Source organism: Roseibium sp. TrichSKD4 (assembly GCF_000148725.1).
Taxonomy (GTDB): domain Bacteria; phylum Pseudomonadota; class Alphaproteobacteria; order Rhizobiales; family Stappiaceae; genus Roseibium.
Map to the genome: position 1 here is coordinate 184,257 of NZ_GL476300.1, position 18,136 is coordinate 202,392.

An 18,136-nucleotide genomic window follows, 5' to 3' on the forward strand; every position below is an offset into this window, starting at 1 on the left:
TCGATGGGGACCATGTGCACACGTCCTGTGGGGAGACGTGGCGATTGGCAAGCAGCAAATTTAAAGCTGCGCCAGCGGCCACAAGGCGTCCAAGAAACGCCTCATGCCCCCGACAAACTCGCAAATTCCCAACTGTCTTGTTGTTCTTATGACAGCGTTCCTCCCCCGAGGAACCGGACTGCTTGTTTGCACCTACCAATGCGCCGTCTAATCATCCGCTGCAGCATTCGCAAGCAAAAAACGGCTGATTACTGCGGTTTAAAATAAGAGATAAGGAAAACCACGTACAACTTTCCATTTTGATCCGAAAACCAACTCCTACCGCAACAAACTATGCTGCCCTGTTTTCCCGACGCGGGCGTCTTTTTGGCCTATTCTTACGATTTTCGTTGGCGGATGCCTTTGGCCCGGACTTTTCACCTGAACGCTGACCACCATTTCCCCGCGCCTTGTGCTGAGCAGGACGCTGGCCGGATCTCTGATTACGCCCCTTGCGCACCAGCTTCACGGGTGCTGGAGCCTCACCGCTGGCAACTTCGATCTCAATTCCGGTCAGTTTTTCGATCTGGCGCAACAGGGCAACTTCTTCTGCGCTGCAGAGCGAAATTGCATCACCTGACGCACCTGCTCGCGCTGTCCGGCCAATGCGATGCACATAAGCTTCGGCAACTTCGGGCAACTCAAAATTGTAAACGTGGCTCACGCCAGGAATATCAATTCCGCGGGCTGCTACATCTGTTGCAACAAGTACCTTGAGCGTTCCTTCACGCAGGCCTTTGATGGCCCTGTCGCGTTGGTTCTGGCTTTTGTTGCCATGAATTGAGCCAGCAGAAACGCCGGCTGCCACCAGCCGCTTCATCAAGCGCTCAGCGCCATGTTTTGTCCGGCAAAAGACAAGGCATGTGTCGTCAGCACGCTCACAAATCATGTCGACCAGAAAACCTGACTTGGCTTTTTGGTCCATGAAATGAACAGATTGCGCCACCCTTTCGGCAGTCTTACCCGCCGGTGCCACTTCGACCCGTTCCGGTTTGTGCAAATAGGTCCGGGCAAGGTCTTCGATCTGCCGCGGCATTGTTGCGGAAAACAGCAAGGTTTGGCGCTTTTCGGCCACCAGACCTGCGATCCGCCGCAATGCGTGAATAAAGCCGAGATCAAGCATCTGATCCGCTTCATCCAAGACAAGATACGACGCCTTGTTGAGGTGAACTGCCTTCCGATCGACCAGATCAAGCAGACGGCCCGGAGTTGCCACCAGTATGTCTGTTCCCCGCCCGAGGCGCTTGATCTGCGGATTGATCGAGACGCCGCCCACAACAGATGTCACACGGAGCGGTGTCTTGCGAATGAATGAGGTCAGGTTTGAGGCGATCTGATTGACGAGTTCGCGCGTTGGCGCAAGGATCAGGGCGCGAGCAGCTTTCGGCTCAGGCGTCCGACCTTCTTCAAGCAAGCGATGCGCCAAAGGCAAACCGAAAGCTGCCGTTTTTCCCGTGCCGGTTTGCGCCAGACCCAACAGGTCGTTACCCTTCAGGATCAGCGGGATTGCATTTTTCTGGATCGGGGTTGGTGTGTCATACCCGATTTCCTCGATAGCTTTCAAAAGCGTATCGGAAAGGCCCAGCGATTTAAATTCTGTCAAAGTGTTTCCTTTTGGCGTGTTCAGGTCGGACAATCCGACAAACGCCTATTAGGGTCGCATTCCGGCTCAATTCGCCTGGAAGCTCAGCCTGTCTCTTCTCGTTCAGCGTAATGATCTGGAGCGGGCCGGAGATCTCCGGAAACCAATTATCCAGTTTGCCGCTATTCATACACTGTCAGAAGGCGGCACGTCTCCGTCCCATGACGGAGTGCCCGTGTATCTGCTCTTCCTGCGGATATGTCAAGGGGAACCGCCCTTCGCAACCTAGACATTGCATTTTATACGCTCTGTAAATCTCTAATTTAAATCTATATTATTTCGAAAAATCGAAATAGCATCCAAACTCACGCTCGCTGGTCACTTTGTACGGAGTTTCAGGTGAAGTTTTCAAAGTATCTTTCTTCCGCGCACATCGACGCGCTGGTGCTCGCAATTGTGGGACTTGGCGTGTGGGCGTTCGCAATTGAAAACGATGCTTATGAGGCATTCCACGACTTTTTGATGGCCAATGAAGACTACGAGTTGGACGAAATCCTTGTTGCTTTGGTCTTGATGGGATTGGGTGGCTTCATTTTTGGGATGCGACGCCTAAAAGAAAGTAAACAGGAACTCCTCCTCCGACGCGAAGCACAAGCGCGAGCCGACTGGTTGTCGATCCACGACCCACTCACAGCTCTTCCCAATCGGCGATATCTATCCAGTTTAAAAGTTCAAGGGCTGAAAGGTACTCTTGGCACCTCCCACCTTGCTTTCCTTGCGATAGACCTTGATGGCTTCAAGCGGATTAATGATCTTATCGGCCATGCAGGCGGGGACGAATTGCTGAAGGTGACTGCGGAGCGTCTTAGTTCTCAGTATCCGAACGCAGTGGTTATCCGTTTGGGTGGGGATGAGTTTCTGGTCATCGTCGATGCAGAAGAGTTTGGGCGAGCCAGTGGTATGGCTGCAGCCAAGAACCTGATCACTACCTTGTGCGAACCACTCACGATTTCCGATGTTCAGGTCGAGGTCGGAGCCTCTGTGGGCATCGCCATTTTCCCGGACAATGGCGAGGATATTGGGGAACTGCTTCACGCTGCCGACGTTGCACTTTACTTCGCGAAGCGATCAGGCCGGAATACTGCGGCCTTTTTTGAGCTGTCCATGCATCAGGACGTTGCCAAACGCGCCGAACTGGAAGCGAGGGTTCGCACAGCTCTTCAGGAAAAATCAATCGCCCCCTACTACCAACCGATTGTTGATTTGAAGTCGAACAAGATTGTCGGTGCAGAGGTTCTGGCAAGATGGTCCGCCAGAGATGGGTCGATGCTTCCGCCAGATGTGTTTATTCCCGTTGCCGAGGAGATTGGCGGCGTGGTGGCATTGTCCGAGCAACTGCTCAGCAAAGCCGCAACGGATGCCTTGGGTTGGCCGGAAGATGTCATTTTGTCGTTCAACATTGCGCCAACGATGCTGTCCGACCGCCTGCTTGGAAAACGCATTCAACGGGTTCTGAATGAAACAGGCTTCCCTGCCTCCCGGCTAGAGGTCGAATTCACTGAAGGGGCTCTGCTCCGCGAAACAGAAGCTGCGACAACAGTGATCAATGACCTTGTGTCTGGCGGTGTTCGCATTGCTCTGGATGACTTTGGAACCGGCTATTCAAACATTCTGCAATTGTCCGAACTGTCGTTCAGCACAATCAAGATCGACCGGAAGTTTGTGGATCGCGCGGTGCGCGATGAAACCCAACAAGCGATTGTCCAGACCATGATAGATCTGGCGACACGGTTGGGTGTCACCACCATCGCGGAAGGCGTTGAAACAGCTGAGCAACGTGACGCTGTTCTCAATCTTGGTTGCGAGTTTGGTCAGGGCTACTACTTCTCTCGAGCGGTACCAAGCCATAAGATCGGTCAGCTTTTCGAAAATACGGATACAACGTTGCAGCCTGAGCTGGCAGCAATAAAAGTGGCCGAGGCAGCCCGCCAAGCCAAATAATTTACTCAGGCAGCAACCGCAGCAAGCGCCCTTCGTCACTATCAGTCAAAACATAGATATATCCGTCGGGGCCTTGACGGACATCCCGAATGCGTTCTTCCAGTTCCTGCAGGATTTTTGTTTCTCTAACGACGGTGTCGTTGTCCATTTCAAGAACTGAAATGTGGCGCCCCCTCAAGGCGCCTACCAATAAATTGCCTTGCCACTCAGGATAGCGGGAACTGTCGACGAAGGTCATGCCGGACGGGGCTATCGACGGATCCCAGTAGTGAACCGGCTGCTCCAACCCTGCCTTCGACGTCCCCTCCCCGATCTTGCCGCCGGTATAGTGGCGCCCGTAAGAGATGATCGGCCAGCCATAGTTTTTTCCCGCTTCGGGTTTGTTCACTTCATCACCACCCTTCGCACCATGTTCAACCGTCCAGAGGTCTCCGGTTGTTGGATGCAAGGTTGCGCTCTGCGGATTGCGGTGGCCAATTGACCAGATTTCGGGCTGATGGTCCTTTGCCCCAATAAAGGGATTATCGGCAGGGGCGTTGCCGTTTCGGGCTATCCGCAAGACGGAGCCGGCATGATCTGACGGGTCCTGCGCTCGTGGGCCGTCCCCGCGATCACCAGTTGTCACGAACAAGGTTCCGTCTTTGGCAAAAACGAGCCTGGAGCCAAAATGACGGCCGCCGTGGGAGCGATTATTGCCTGAAAAAATGGTGACGCCGTCCTGAAGCTGAAAACCATTTCCTTCAGGCATCAGGCGGGCGCGATAAACAGACGTTCCAGCCCCACCTGGGGAGCCTTCCGAATAGCTGATGAACACTTCTCGCGATGAACTAAAGTCCGGTGTCAGCACCACATCCAGCAGCCCGCCTTGACCATTTGCAAAAACGTCGGGCGTTCCAGTAACCGCTGACATCCTCCCAGTCTTATCGACAAACTGCAGCGTCCCGTCACGCTCTGTGACAAGATAACCCCCACTTGGCAGAAACGCGACACTCCAGGGATAAAGCAGATCATCGGCGACTATCTCGATTTGAAAATCGGTTTGAGCGCTGACCGGGCCAAGCCCACCCAAGACGGATGCCAATCCCACAATCAGTGACGCTTTGAGTTTTGCAAGTCGGGCCATCATTTCCTCCGCTCATTTCAAGACAGAATACTCCTGATATATGGCCGCCTTTTGTCAGGAACCAGTGGTGTCAGGTGGCTGGTCGATAAACTCTATGCGTTTGGCGATGGTCCTTTTCTCAAACGCGACATTCCAGTCGATCAGAGCGCGCCAGACCGTTTCCACTTGATCTGCTTCCAAACCCATGGTCTCGGCCTTGTTTTTTAAGTGCTGAACCATCGCCTCGATCCGCTCGGCATCAAACGCCTGATCAGGATGAGTTTTGAGTTCGGCCATTCGGCGCACGTACCCCTGACGCCTGACAAAGAGCTGCAGCAACTGATCGTCAATAGAGTCGATTGCCTCACGAATATCCGGTTTACTCTGGCAATCAGATGGCTGCTTTAAATCGGAAAGCACAGGTTTCTACCTTCGCTAAAATATAACACCTCTGCCAGTCGGTCGCCCGACTGACAGAGTAATATTTTGATCCTCAGGCGAAAATGCGCCTTAGGCTTCTTCTGTTGTCTGAGCTTCCACGCAGGCAAGAGCAGACATGTTGACCACACCACGTGACGTCACTGATGGTGTCAGAATATGCGCAGGGCGCGCAGCTCCAAGCAGAATTGGTCCGACATGCAATGCGTTTGTTGCCACCTTCAAAAGGTTCAATGCAATGTTGGCGGCATCAAGGTTCGGGAAGATCAGCAAATTCGCCTCTCCTTTCAGCTTGCTGTCCGGCATCACCCGCTCACGCAGCACGTCGTTGAGAGCAGAATCCCCGTGCATTTCGCCGTCCACCTCAAGCTCGGGCAAACGGTCCCAGATCAACTCCAGTGCTTCCCGCATTTTGCGCGCTGACGCGGTATCTCGCGAACCGAAATTCGACATGGAGAGCAGCGCTGCTTTTGGCTCAATGCCAAAGCGTTGGATTTCACGGGCTGCAAGGCAGGTCATTTCAGCCAGTTCTTCTGAAGATGGATCTTCAGTCACGAATGTATCGGATAGAAACAACGCACCGCGACTGCTGATCAGAAGCGACAAGGCAGAAAGATCCCTTGTTCCCTCTCGCACACCAATCACCTGTCGAATGTCCCTCATATGACGACTGTAGCGCCCTTCGAGACCACAAATGAGCGCATCCGCATCGCCACGCCGGACAGCAAGTGCGGAAATGACCGTGGAATTGGTGCGAACAATTGTACGGGCAGCATCCGGCGGCAGTCCTTTGCGACCAACAGATGCAAAATACTCGTCTGCATATTCGCGATAGCGGGGGTCATCCTGCGGGTTGATGAACTCAAAATCAGTTCCTGGCCGGATCTTGAGTCCATATCGCTCACAGCGCGCTTCCAAAACATCAGGACGGCCAACCAGAATTGGATGTGCGATCCGGTCTTCCATCAGAACCTGTGCAGCACGAAGAACGCGCTCATCTTCCCCTTCTGCAAAGATGATCCGCTTTGGATCTTGTGTAGCCGCCTGAATGATCGGCTTCATGATCAATCCGGAGCGGAAAACAAACCGGTTCAAGGTGTCTTGATAAGCGTCAAAATCCTCAATAGGCCGCGTTGCTACGCCGGTGTCCATTGCAGCCTTTGCAACAGCCGGGGCAATTCGCAAAATCAGGCGTTGATCAAAAGGCGACGGGATCAGATAGTTTGGACCAAAGGTCTCGGTTTTTCCGCTGTAGGCCCTTGCCGCTACATCTGACGGCTCTTCCTGAGCCAGAGCTGCGATTGCCTCGACTGCGGCGCGCTTCATTTCCTCATTGATTGTTGTCGCGCCAACATCCAGCGCACCACGGAAAATATAAGGGAAACACAGGACGTTGTTGACCTGATTGGGATAATCAGACCGGCCAGTGCACATGACGACGTCCGGGCGCGCTGCCTTCGCGTCTTCCGGCATGATCTCCGGATTCGGGTTAGCCAGAGCCAGAATAAGTGGGCCGCTGCCCATTTTCTGAACCATGTCCGGCTTCAGCACACCCTTGGCAGACAATCCAAGGAAAACATCCGCCCCGTCGATAACTTCTGACAGCGTGCGAAGGTCTGTTTTTTGAGCGAAAACAGCCTTGTACTTATCCATCAGAGCTTCACGCCCTTCATAGACAACGCCTTCGATATCCGTAACCCAGATGTTTTCGCGTTTGGCACCCAGCGACACAAGCATATTGAGGCAGGCCAGAGCAGCCGCTCCAGCACCAGATGCCACAATTTTGGCATCTTCAATCTTTTTGCCCGCAAGGGCAAGGCCATTTCGAACCGCCGCGCCCACAATGATCGCAGTGCCATGCTGATCATCGTGAAAGACCGGAATGTTCATCCGTTCGCGGAGTTTTTCTTCAATCTGAAAACACTCTGGCGCCTTGATGTCTTCCAGATTGATGCCGCCGAAAGTTGGTTCCAGTACTGCGACCGCATCCACAAACCGGTCAACGTCGAACTCATCAACTTCGATATCGAATACATCAATCCCGGCAAATTTCTTGAAGAGGACTGCCTTCCCCTCCATCACCGGCTTGGAGGCCAGTGGACCGATTGCGCCCAATCCAAGAACGGCTGTTCCGTTGGAGATGACGGCTACAAGGTTACCGCGGCTGGTGTAATTTGCCGCTTTAGAAGGGTCTTTTGCGATCTCTTCGCAAGGCGCGGCAACCCCCGGAGAATAAGCCAGCGCCAAGTCGCGTTGGTTGCCAAGCGGCTTGGTCGCCTGAATTTCGAGCTTTCCGGGACGAGGGTGCTCGTGGAAGAAAAGGGCGGACTCCGCCAAATCACTACCGGTGGTTTTCTCGTCGCTCATGTCCCGTCCTATATTGTTCTTTTGGGTAAGGCACCATAACCGGAACTCATGCGAAAGGTCACCTGACTTCTATTTCATCCACTGCGTATCCAGCGCGATGCCAGATTAGAATGCGCAGTAACAGGAAGACTGTTATCGCATTGAAGATGTGCCATAAAAAGTGTGTGCCAATGGTAAGGTTAGAGCAAATCGGCTCATCCAGAATGCGGAATGAGAGCGAGGCGGCGAACACGCATCCTGCACTGAAAATCCAGATCGATACTGTCCGGTTTTTCGGAAAGCAGAAGAAGCCGACAATAAAGGCAGTGAAGAGCGCTGGAAGGTAGACTGAACTGCCTCCTACAACCGGCTCCAAGAACCGACTCAAGCCCGGGACTATACCGATGAACAAAAGGAGGAACGCCGCACAAGCCAGCCAGCCAAGTCCAAGAAAACGGCGTAGGGAAATTGCGATGTAACTCAGGATAAAAATGACGATCGGCAAGACATCCGCGATACCCGACCACCGTGTCGCAAATGTGTGGAACAGAAATGACCCGACCGCCTGTACGAAAATCAGTAGTACGAGGACAAGCGCGAAGCGATCGTCCGGTGTGTGACGGCGCCAAAGATAAAAACAGACAAGTCCAGAAACAATAAACGCCAAGTTGGACCAAGCATTGATCGGTTCTGCCCAGAATTCAGGCCCCATACGCTCGCAATATAGGTCGACCTGCTCGTTCATCCCACCCTCATCCAAGCGTCAGCCACCTTACTTACAAACGCTTGAGACCAAACTATCTTACAAATTGGAACCTGTATCGACTATTTTCTTTTCGAATTTTGTTTTCTCTGCGTCATTTTGGCATTTTTATTTTTTCTGCAACTTTCTATTGTGCGGTCAACGACTGAACTTCGCTTGCAGGCTGGCTTTCTAGGCGAGAGGCACTTATGTCTTTTGCAAAATGGAGTACCGTCATGAATCGCATTGATGAAAGCCGCCCGTTCATTCCTTTGAAAATCGCTGTTCTGACAGTTTCAGACACAAGATCTCTTGAGGAAGATCGCTCAGGCTCAACCCTTGCAGGACGCCTCAGCGACGCAGGCCACGAACTGGCCGACCGTAAAATCGTGAGCGACGATGTCCTTGCTATTCAAAGCGTCGTAAATGGCTGGATCAGCGATGAAACAATTGATGTGATCATCACCACAGGTGGCACCGGTTTTACCGGCCGGGATGTGACCCCAGAGGCCATTGAGCCACTTTTCGAAAAACGGATGGATGGGTTCTCAGAGGTGTTTCACCGCATCTCTTATGACAAGATTGGCACTTCCACCATCCAGAGCCGCGCGACCGGTGGTGTTGCCGGCGCCACCTATATCTTCGTCCTTCCCGGCTCTCCAGGGGCGTGTAAAGACGCTTGGGACGGCATTCTAAAATGGCAGCTGGACTATCGACACATGCCCTGCAATTTCGTGGAAATCATGACCCGGCTTGACGAACATCTGAAGCGTGGATAGCTTCAGGACGCCTGACCAATCCAGTTTCTCGTGAGTTAGCCGTGCAGCTTGAGAACAAACTGCGGCGGGATGCGCAAGATGGCCACACAAAAGCGCGCCAGGCCTTTGCGTATCCTTCCGAGAATACTTGCTTCCGATGTAAGCTGAGGACTAATCGCGGCAGCTCGAAGAAATACCAAACGCCAGCGCCCGACACGACGAACCAGATCCAGGTCTTCCAGTTCCGTAAGTGGCTGGTGTCCACCTAGCTGCTTGTAGAACCTGCGCGAAATCAGCAAACCCTGATTTTTTGAAGGCATGGCAAGTGCATGTGAGCGAAAAGCTGACATCCATTCAGAAGCCCGGGCGGCAATCCCGAATGCATCATTTTTTGCTGCGAAAGAAAAGGCCGTAGAATCGGCTTTGCCGCTGCGAATGACGCGCTCGATAGCAGCTTGCGCCTCGTGGTGCCAACCGGCTTCAAGATGAGCCTCGGGCGGGAGAAACAAAAGCCATTCTCCCTTCCCGGCTTTCTTTGCCCCATCAGCCAGCGCCAACCCGCGCGGCCCTTGGTGAGAAAGCCAGTCACACCCTGCAGCATCCGCCACACGCTCTGTTCCGTCTGTCGACCCACTGTCAACAACCAGAACCTCGCGAACCACACCTTCAGCTGCCGCAGACACCAGCGCAGACAGGCTGTAGGCCAGCGCCTGTTCAGAATTTTTCGTCGGTACTATCACACTGAGCATGGAACCTGCTTTTAGGAGAATTTAGTGCGTTTGGCGAGAGAGACCCTTGCCCATGACCCGATTCTCGATCATGTTCCTGTTATGTTCTCTCTATTCAAGCGCAGCTGACAATGGATTCCAGACTTCCGACACGTATTGATCCGGACCTCAAGGTTGGTCCCATGCCCGACCCGGGTGTGCCACTTCCAGAAGATCAGCGGCGCGGCAGAGGGGTTGCAACGAACAAGAGCGGGCGATTTGAAAAACTAAGCTCCGAGCTATGTGATGATGGTTGGGACATCGTCGACGATTTACCTCCGCTGAAAACAGAGGTGCAGGAAGAACGCGCTCGGACAATCATTACCCGGAACGACTCGCCTGATATTTCCTTCGATCGTTCGATAAATCCCTATCGAGGCTGCGAGCATGGCTGCGTTTATTGTTTCGCCCGGCCCAGCCACGCCTTTATGGGTTTGTCACCAGGGCTGGATTTTGAAACACGGCTTTTTGCTAAACCCAATGCAGCAGAGCTTTTGGAACGGGAGCTAGCACGTCCCGCATACACGCCTCGCCCAATCGCGATTGGCACGAATACTGATGCTTATCAACCTCTGGAACGCCGGCATAAGATCATGCGCGAGATACTTGAAGTGTTGGATCGGTATAATCATCCCGTCGGGATTGTGACCAAATCTGCCCTTGTGGCTCGCGACACAGATATTCTGAGCCGTATGGCAGAGCGGAACTTGGCCAAGGTGGCTGTATCTGTGACGACGCTTAATCGAAAACTCTCCCGCTCCATGGAACCAAGGACTTCTGCGCCTCATAAACGGTTAGATGCTGTCCGCACACTTGCAGAAGCCGGCATACCGACCTCAGTCATGGTTGCACCGGTGATACCGGCCCTAAATGACAGTGAAATTGAAGCCATTTTGGAGCAAGCAGCTGAGCATGGGGCGCGATCGGCGGCCTTTATCCTGCTTCGCCTCCCACTGGAAGTCTCTGAATTGTTCCGCGATTGGCTTCTGAGGGCAGAGCCAGGAAAGTACCGGCATGTAATGAGCCTCATCCGCTCCATGCGCGGCGGGAAAGACTATGATGCCAAATGGGGAGAGCGAATGCGCGGGCGCGGTCCCTATGCCGACCAAATCGCAAAACGTTTTTCGCTTGCGGCCAAACGGCACGGGCTCAACCTGCGCCAGCATAAGCTTTCGGCAGATCAATTCATCCGACCACAAAAAGGGGGTGTCCAGTTGAACCTGTTTTAACCCCTTCATTCAACTCTTGCCTTGCTGATAGCTGCAAGGCATTTAGTTGGCATGAGTAAAACACCTTCTCTCTTCGACCTTGTATTTCCGGAAAAAGAAGCCGATCCCGCGCTGGAACGTCAACACGCGTCTCATTTTGGTGGCTTACTGGCTGGCGTCGACGAAGCGGGGCGTGGTCCTTGGGCCGGTCCGGTGGTCACGGCAGCGGTCATTCTGGATTACGACAAGGTCCCAAGCGGATTGACTGATTCCAAAAAGCTGTCGGAAGCAAAACGCGAGGAACTATTCCCGCAGATTTGCGAACATGCTTTTGTTTCCGTCGCCTCCGCCGGCCCGAAGACAATTGATCTGGAGAACATACGCACAGCGACGCTCAACGCAATGGTGCGTGCAGTAAGCGGCCTCGCCTTCCCGCCACGCTATGTCATGATTGATGGCCGAGATGTTCCCTTTGGGCTCAGCGCTCCTGGACAAGCGCTGGTAAAGGGTGACAGCCGCTGTCTGGCGGTGGCGGCTGCGTCCATCGTTGCCAAAGTCATGCGCGACCGCATGATGGTTCGGCTGGATCAGATTGCGCCCGAATATGGCTTTGCACAGCACAAGGGCTATGGTGTCCCGGCCCACCAAGCCGCCCTCAGCGAGCACGGACCTTCAATCCATCACCGGTTCAGCTTCAAGCCTGTACAGCTTTCGGCCAAATAACGCCGTCTAGCCAACAAAAAAGCGGCCCGGCAGGCCGCTTTTGAAGTCGTTTAGAGAGGGCTCTCAACTTAGTTGAGGTTTGCCTTCACCTGACTGATGCTGTCAGAAAGAATGTCGTCTGCCACCTTGTCCTTGACCTTCGCAGTCAACATGCCTTCTGCTGCCTGAACGGCGATGTCGGCAGCCTTGGAGCGGACTTCTGCGATTGCTTGCGTTTCTGCTTGAGCAATCTTGTCTTCCGCAGCCTTGGACCGGCGCGAGATCACCTCTTCCAGCGCCCGATTGGTTTCAGCTGTCAAACGCTCGGCTTCAGCGTTGGCTTCTGCAACAATAGCTGTTGCTTCTTCCTCTGCTTCATGGCGCTTGCGCTGATAGTCGGACAAAAGAGCCTGCGCTTCTTCGCGAAGACGACGAGCTTTTTCAAGCTCATCCTTGATATCGTCAGCACGCTTGTCGAGGCCAGACGTGATCTTGCCCGGAACCTTCAGATAGATGATCAGAGCGAAGAAAAGTACGAGACCGACGAGGGCCCAAAAACTAGCGTCCATCTTCGTCTCCTCAATTCATCGCCGACTTGAGGGCTTTTGTCAGATCGGTCTTTGTCGGAGCCTTACCCATCAACGCTTCGACAAGCGCTGAAGTGGTATCACCGGCAATTTCCTCGATCTGGCCAAGGGCCTCTGATTTCACGCCTGCAATGTGCTTTTCAGCCTGAGCAAGCTTTTCGGACAGCTCGGCTTCCGCCTTTTCGCGGCGAGCATCCTGTTCGGCTTTAAGCTTTTCGCGAGTTTCGCTTGCGATGCCATGTGCCTTTGCACGGGCTTCTGCGAGCGCCTGCTCGTAAGCTGCAATCGCTTCATCGGTTTCCTGCTTCAGCCGGTTGGCTTCTGCAAGGTCACCTGCGATGCGATCCTTACGATCTTCAAGAATGCCAGCGATCCGCGGAACGGCCACATTCTTCATGATCCAGTAGAAAACGCCAAAGGTCAGCGCAAGCCACAGGATCTGCGACGCATAGGTCGAGCTGTCGAACGGCGGGAAACCCGCGCCATGTTCTTCAGCCGGAATATGCAGTTCCGTGTTGAGTTCGGCGTTGGATTGGGTGTCGCCTGCCATGTCCTATCTCCAAAGTCCGATTGGGCGGCAGTCTTGCCGCCCTCGGAGTCGCGTCAAAAGTCTCTAGAAATCCAGAGAATTAGACAGCGAAGAGAAGGAGAAGTGCGATCAGCAGCGAGAAGATGCCGAGAGCTTCTGTAACGGCGAAGCCGAAAACCAGACGACCGAACTGACCGTCAGCGGCAGTCGGGTTGCGCAGAGCGCCATTCAGGTAGTTACCGAAGATGGTGCCGAGTGCGATTGCTGCACCACCCATGCCGAGGCATGCGATACCAGCGCCGATGTATTTTGCTGCTTCTGCTTCCATGACACGTGCTCCTACGTAGTGTTTATGCAGAGGTTTCATGCGGCAGCTTCATGCTACCGCCTGATGAGTGAAACTTAGTGCGACGGGTGAAGGGCGTCGTTCAGATACATGCAAGTCAGGACTGTGAAGACGTAGGCTTGCAGGAACGCGACCAGGAACTCCAGAGCGGTCAGTGCGACCGTCATGCCCAGCGGCAGGATTGCGCCGACAGCGGACAAGCCACCAGCAGCACCCATGGAGACGATAAACCCGGCGAAAACTTTCAAGGTGATGTGACCAGCCAGCATGTTCGCAAAGAGACGAACTGAAAGGCTGATCGGACGGGATATAAAGGACACCACTTCAATCGGCGCAACGATCAACAGGAGAACCGGCGGAACCCCGGACGGCGCGAAGAGGTGGAAGAACTTTGTTCCGTGACGCATCAGACCGTAGATCGTTACTGTTCCAATAACGAGCATCGCGAGTGCGAAGGTCACAATGATGTGGCTGGTTACCGTGAAGAAGTACGGGAACATGCCGAGAAGGTTCGCAACGAGGACGAACATGAAGAGCGAGAATACCAGCGGGAAGAAGCGCATGCCTTCCGTACCAGCTGAACTTCGCAGCATTCCCGCTACGAATTCATAGGCCATTTCAGAAACTGACTGCATCCGACCCGGAATAAGGCCGCGACCGCTGGTCGTGAAAATCAGGAAAGCCGCTGCGGATGCTACGGTCAGCACCATGAACAACGAAGAGTTGGTGAAAGAGAGGTCCATACCCCCGACTTCAATCGGGAAAATCTTCTGGATCTGGAACTGATGGATCGGATCGTTCGCCACCGGTCAGCCTTCTTCGTTTGTACATGCCTATGCGCGATATGCGCGTTCAATTCTTTTCAGAGCTGCCATCATCCGGCCTTTTGCGATTGAGGCTTGCTTCTGGTTCAGCGACATACCCCGCCGAGCGCAGAACATTCAAGACCCCTGCTGCAAATCCCAGCAACAAAAAGACGATTAGCCCAAAAGGTGTCGTCCCAAGCCACTGATCCAGGATCCAGCCAATACCAATTCCGGTTACGATCCCGGCAATGAACTCTGACGAGAGCTTCATTGCCTGAGCGTATCCGGACTTGTTGCCGCTCTCTGCGGTTTTGGCAGACTGCTCTGCTTCATCCCGCGTTGCCAGCAACTGGTTTAACCGGTCCCGCCGTTCAGACAGTTCCGCTTCGGAGGTTTGCCGTCCGTTTTCTGATCCGCCACCATTTTGTGCAGAGCCGGTCATCATGCCCCTCGCACCGGTTGTCGTGTCAGTTTCGGCAGCCGGTAATGCCCCCGTAAGCCGCGCGCACCATAGTCGGCACCCTTGCCCCTGTCAAGAAGGGGTAATAAGTTCTTACATTATTGATTTTATTGAATTATTCGACTTTTCAACGACTGCGAGAGACCATAGTCGCATAGGCTTTGCACTTCCTACCCAGCGGAAGCGTGCATTCTAGGCCGTTTCGCGGAATCGTTCCGCGGTCTCCAGATCAACCGAAACGAGCTGAGAGACCCCTCTTTCAGCCATGGTTACACCGAACAAGCGATTCATTCGTGCCATGGTGATCGGGTTATGCGTGATGACAACAAAACGGGTATCAGTCCGCCGCGACATTTCGTCCAAGAGATCGCAATAGCGTTCCACATTGGCATCATCGAGCGGCGCGTCGACCTCATCAAGTACGCAAATAGGTGCTGGATTAGTCAAAAAGACCGCGAAAATGAGCGCCATGGCCGTTAGTGCCTGCTCACCACCGGACAAAAGCGTCATCGTCTGAGGCTTTTTACCGGGCGGGCGGGCAATAATTTCCAACCCCGCATCAAGCGGATCATCCGAATCAACCAGCTGCAGTTCAGCCATGCCACCGCCAAACAAATGGGTGAAAAGGCGCTGGAAGTGATCATTCACGACATTGAACGAGGCCAGTAGCCGTTCGCGTGCCTCCCGATTGAGATTGGAGATCCCGGTCCTGAGTCGCTTGATAGCCTCAATCAGGTCGTCACGCTCACTGGTCAGCGTCGTTTTCTGCTCGTCAATTTCCTTCAGCTCTTCTTCGGCGCGCAGGTTCACGCCGCCAAGACGTTCGCGTTCCGCCTTCAATCGATCAAGCCTCTTTTCGAGCGCATCTGCATCCGGCAGCGGTGCCCCCTCCTTCAAGCCCACCATTTCCGGCAGGGAGGAAACGGCAACTTCAAGGTCTTCAGTTATCCGCCGTTCCAGATTGGATTTGCGTTCACGCGCAGCTTCCAGGCGCTCTTCGGCCCGAATCTTTTGTTCCCGCGCACCGGACAAACCCTCCAATGCGTCTTTCGCCAGACGATCAACATCAGACTGATCCAGTTCAGCCTGTTGTAGTTCATCGTCCTTTTGTTTCTTTTCCTCTTCCGCTTTTGAAATGGCGGAGAACAAGTCCCGGCGCTTCAGTTCAATTTCTTCCGGTGCTTCGATCAGCTCTTCCCGCTCTTCGGCAGCTTCTTCACGGCGCGCAACCAGCGTTTCGATTTGCTCAGCCGCATTGGAGGCCCGTGTGCGCCAGCTGTCATGCTCGCGCGCAATTGCTTCCAGGCGCCGATCACGCATCTGCTGCTCGCGTGCCAGCCCTTCAGCCACAGCCCGCGCTTCGGCCAGCGCCATGCGTGCGGCGGCAACATCTTGCTGTAGTTTTGCGATTTCTTCGGCCAGCCCCGACATGTCGGGCGCACTCTCCAACTGCTCTTCCGCCTCCAGCTGAAACTCCCGAGCTTCAGCTGCCTGCTCTTTGAGTTGGTCAAGCCGCTCTTCTGCGCTGACCTTTTTTGCAGCCAATTGAGACAGAGCCCGTTCGGCCTGCGTCAAAGCTTCACGGGCAGCCGAAACAGTCCGCTGTGCATCGCGGACGCGGCCTCGCGCAGCTTGCTCCTGCTCTACGGCTTGCCGAACAGTCGCTGCGGCTTGTTCCATGAGCTGTTGTTTTTCATCAACTGACCCACACACCTCATCCATCTGGTCGTGCAGTTCAGCCAATCGATTCTTCTGTGCCAAGCGCTGTGCTGCCGGCGTTGGAGCATCGGCGCGTATCACAAAACCATCCCAGCGCCAGAGGTCGCCGTCACGGGAGACCAGTCTTTGTCCGGGCTTTAGTTGTTTTTGAAGTTCTGCCCCCGTTTCCTTATCCACCAGCCCGATTTGCGCCAGCCGCCGAGCCAGTTTGGAAGGAGCCTCCACCACCTCGGACAAGGCCTGCACGCCAGCGGGCAAGGACGGATCGTCCTTCAATACAAGCACACCGCCCCAATAAACTGGTGCGTCTTCATTGTCTGGCGCTTCCAGATCTTCTCCGAGAGCGGCGCCGAGGGCCGTCTCATACCCCGGTGCAACCTTCATTGCCTCCACCAATGGCGGCCAATCGGAGCTGCTTACAGCAGACAGGATGCTCTCAAGGGTCCGGGCCTCCGTCTCAAGGCTCGAGAAGGACCGCTCCACTGCGCTGAGTGCTTCGCGGGCGACCTGCTCCTCATCGCGCGCGCTTGCGGTCTGTTCTTCTGACGTCTCAACAGCCAGCTCAAACTCAGTCAGGGTTTCTTCGGCCAGCTCCAATGCTTCCCGGCGCTCTGCAACTCCGTCGACCTGATCCAGCTCGGTGTTCAGTGCGTTCAAGACGTTTTCAGCATCTGAAGCTTGCCCGGAAAGGCGTTCAGCGCGCTGGCGTGCATCTGCGACCGTGCGCTCAAGCTGGCGACGCTCGGCCACAGCTCGAGCTTGCGACGCGGTCTTGTCCGACAAGCTGCTTTCCAGCTCGCCCACAGCTTCTTCAGCGCCTGCAACCTTTTCGCGCGCCGTTTCCGTTCGCTCCAGAAAAGTCTCGTTTTCTTCCAGAAGTTCAGCCCGTTCTTCGGCCAAGCGTTCAAGCACCTCGTCATTTTCGCTGACCATCCGCTCTTCGCGGGTGATGTCTTCAGCCAGCTGCGCAAGACGCCGGTCAATATCCTGCAGGCGCTCCTTGATGCGGCGCTCTTCCGAATCCAGATCGTTTCGGGCAAGAACCAGCCGCTGCAAGGCCGCTGCAGCCTTTGCCGCATTGTCGCGAAGTTCGGGCAGCTTGTGCGAAGCAATCGCTTGAACGCGAGCCGTTTCAGCTTGAACTGCGGTTGCCTCGTTCACCGCCTTTTGCGCTTCATAAAACTGACTTTGAGCACTTTCAAGCGCATCGCGCGCATCTGCCCAGCGCAAATAAAGGATACCGGCTTCCGCACTTCTGATCTCAGAAGAGAGATTTCGATACCGGGTTGCCTGTCTGGATTGGCGTTTCAGGCTGTCGAGCTGACCATCAATTTGAACAAGCACATCCTCGAGCCGTTCCAGATTTTGCTCAGCCCCGCGCAAGCGAATCTCGGCTTCATGTCGGCGGGAGTGAAGACCGGAAATGCCGGCAGCCTCTTCCAGAATTTTCCGGCGAGAGGTCGGTTTTGCAGAAATCAGCTCACCGATCTGACCTTGCCGGACCATCGCCGGGGATCGAGCGCCCGTGGAGGCATCGGCAAACAGAAGCTGCACATCTCGTGCACGCACATCCTTGGCGTTTATCTTGTAGTTGGACCCCGACTCCCGCTCAATTCGGCGACTGACTTCCAGAATGTCGGCTTCGTTAAACGCTTGTGGTGCGGTGCGGTCGTTGTTTTCGAGAAACAGGGTGACTTCGGCAGTGTTGCGAGCCGGACGATTGAGACTTCCTGAAAAAATCACGTCGTCCATGCCGGACGCGCGCATGTTTTTGTAGGAGTTTTCTCCCATCACCCAACGCAGGGCTTCCACCAGGTTGGACTTGCCACAGCCATTCGGCCCGACAACCCCGGTCAAACCGTCGCCGATGATGAACTCCATCGGCTCGACAAAAGATTTGAACCCGACAACACGGAGCTTTGAAAACTTCATCGGCGCGCCCTGCCTCTGGCTGGACGCGCCGATATAATAACCATGTCACGAAAACTCATCTGGCCGCTGCAG

16 protein-coding genes and 1 other annotated feature (1 of these 17 running past the window's edge) are annotated in these 18,136 nt (G+C 54.4%); of the genes, 4 read left to right on the forward strand and 12 right to left on the reverse strand.

Going from position 1 to position 18,136, the window contains the following annotated elements:
- Positions 1-124, forward strand: a sequence feature (16S ribosomal RNA rRNA prediction is too short); it begins 543 nt to the left of the window's first position.
- 207 nt (positions 125-331) lie between these two features.
- Positions 332-1,642: a DEAD/DEAH box helicase gene (locus TRICHSKD4_RS00865; protein WP_009758807.1), complete on the reverse strand. Its 1,311-nt coding sequence runs from the start codon at positions 1,640-1,642 to the stop codon at positions 332-334.
- A gap of 378 nt (positions 1,643-2,020) precedes the next feature.
- Here TRICHSKD4_RS00865 and TRICHSKD4_RS00870 point away from each other — a divergent pair, with 378 nt between their 5' ends.
- A complete protein-coding gene (locus tag TRICHSKD4_RS00870; protein WP_009758809.1) occupies positions 2,021-3,622 on the forward strand; it encodes a bifunctional diguanylate cyclase/phosphodiesterase in 1,602 nt (533 codons plus the stop codon).
- Between the two features lies 1 nt (position 3,623).
- Here the strand turns inward: TRICHSKD4_RS00870 and TRICHSKD4_RS00875 are convergent, their stop codons facing one another.
- The 4 genes from TRICHSKD4_RS00875 to TRICHSKD4_RS00890 all read right to left on the reverse strand — a co-directional run bounded on the left by TRICHSKD4_RS00875 (position 3,624) and on the right by TRICHSKD4_RS00890 (position 8,253).
- A complete protein-coding gene (locus tag TRICHSKD4_RS00875; protein WP_247642757.1) occupies positions 3,624-4,748 on the reverse strand; it encodes a PQQ-dependent sugar dehydrogenase in 1,125 nt (374 codons plus the stop codon).
- 51 nt (positions 4,749-4,799) lie between these two features.
- On the reverse strand, positions 4,800-5,144 hold the full coding sequence (locus tag TRICHSKD4_RS00880) for a chorismate mutase (protein WP_009758811.1): 345 nt from the start codon (positions 5,142-5,144) through the stop codon (positions 4,800-4,802).
- Positions 5,145-5,234: 90 nt separating this feature from the next.
- The gene (locus TRICHSKD4_RS00885; protein WP_009758812.1) at positions 5,235-7,529 is read right to left on the reverse strand and encodes an NADP-dependent malic enzyme; all 2,295 of its coding nucleotides are present in this window, start codon (positions 7,527-7,529) and stop codon (positions 5,235-5,237) included.
- A gap of 58 nt (positions 7,530-7,587) precedes the next feature.
- Positions 7,588-8,253, reverse strand: a complete 666-nt coding sequence (locus TRICHSKD4_RS00890; protein ID WP_009758813.1) for a ceramidase domain-containing protein — start codon at positions 8,251-8,253, stop codon at positions 7,588-7,590.
- Between the two features lie 233 nt (positions 8,254-8,486).
- Here TRICHSKD4_RS00890 and moaB point away from each other — a divergent pair, with 233 nt between their 5' ends.
- The gene (gene moaB, locus TRICHSKD4_RS00895; RefSeq protein ID WP_009758814.1) at positions 8,487-9,029 is read left to right on the forward strand and encodes a molybdenum cofactor biosynthesis protein B; all 543 of its coding nucleotides are present in this window, start codon (positions 8,487-8,489) and stop codon (positions 9,027-9,029) included.
- Between the two features lie 35 nt (positions 9,030-9,064).
- Here the strand turns inward: moaB and TRICHSKD4_RS00900 are convergent, their stop codons facing one another.
- A complete protein-coding gene (locus tag TRICHSKD4_RS00900) occupies positions 9,065-9,757 on the reverse strand; it encodes a glycosyltransferase (protein ID WP_009758815.1) in 693 nt (230 codons plus the stop codon).
- Between the two features lie 161 nt (positions 9,758-9,918).
- Here TRICHSKD4_RS00900 and TRICHSKD4_RS00905 point away from each other — a divergent pair, with 161 nt between their 5' ends.
- Together TRICHSKD4_RS00905 and TRICHSKD4_RS00910 are read left to right on the forward strand one after the other, a co-directional pair.
- Positions 9,919-11,004 (forward strand): PA0069 family radical SAM protein, encoded by a 1,086-nt coding sequence (locus TRICHSKD4_RS00905; RefSeq protein WP_139051923.1) that lies wholly within the window; start codon positions 9,919-9,921, stop codon positions 11,002-11,004.
- 51 nt (positions 11,005-11,055) lie between these two features.
- Positions 11,056-11,706 (forward strand): ribonuclease HII, encoded by a 651-nt coding sequence (locus TRICHSKD4_RS00910; protein WP_009758817.1) that lies wholly within the window; start codon positions 11,056-11,058, stop codon positions 11,704-11,706.
- 68 nt (positions 11,707-11,774) lie between these two features.
- Here the strand turns inward: TRICHSKD4_RS00910 and TRICHSKD4_RS00915 are convergent, their stop codons facing one another.
- The 6 genes from TRICHSKD4_RS00915 to smc all read right to left on the reverse strand — a co-directional run bounded on the left by TRICHSKD4_RS00915 (position 11,775) and on the right by smc (position 18,064).
- A complete protein-coding gene (locus tag TRICHSKD4_RS00915; RefSeq protein WP_009758818.1) occupies positions 11,775-12,254 on the reverse strand; it encodes a F0F1 ATP synthase subunit B in 480 nt (159 codons plus the stop codon).
- A 10-nt stretch (positions 12,255-12,264) separates the two neighbouring features.
- Positions 12,265-12,822: a F0F1 ATP synthase subunit B gene (locus TRICHSKD4_RS00920; RefSeq protein WP_009758819.1), complete on the reverse strand. Its 558-nt coding sequence runs from the start codon at positions 12,820-12,822 to the stop codon at positions 12,265-12,267.
- A 79-nt stretch (positions 12,823-12,901) separates the two neighbouring features.
- Complete coding sequence (locus TRICHSKD4_RS00925) at positions 12,902-13,129, reverse strand: F0F1 ATP synthase subunit C (RefSeq protein ID WP_008191441.1); 228 nt, start codon at positions 13,127-13,129, stop codon at positions 12,902-12,904.
- A 74-nt stretch (positions 13,130-13,203) separates the two neighbouring features.
- Positions 13,204-13,953: a F0F1 ATP synthase subunit A gene (locus TRICHSKD4_RS00930; protein ID WP_009758820.1), complete on the reverse strand. Its 750-nt coding sequence runs from the start codon at positions 13,951-13,953 to the stop codon at positions 13,204-13,206.
- A gap of 46 nt (positions 13,954-13,999) precedes the next feature.
- Entirely contained in the window at positions 14,000-14,398 is a 399-nt protein-coding gene (locus TRICHSKD4_RS00935) for an AtpZ/AtpI family protein (protein WP_009758821.1), read from the reverse strand.
- 207 nt (positions 14,399-14,605) lie between these two features.
- Complete coding sequence (gene smc, locus TRICHSKD4_RS00940) at positions 14,606-18,064, reverse strand: chromosome segregation protein SMC (protein ID WP_009758822.1); 3,459 nt, start codon at positions 18,062-18,064, stop codon at positions 14,606-14,608.
- Positions 18,065-18,136: the final 72 nt, after the last annotated feature.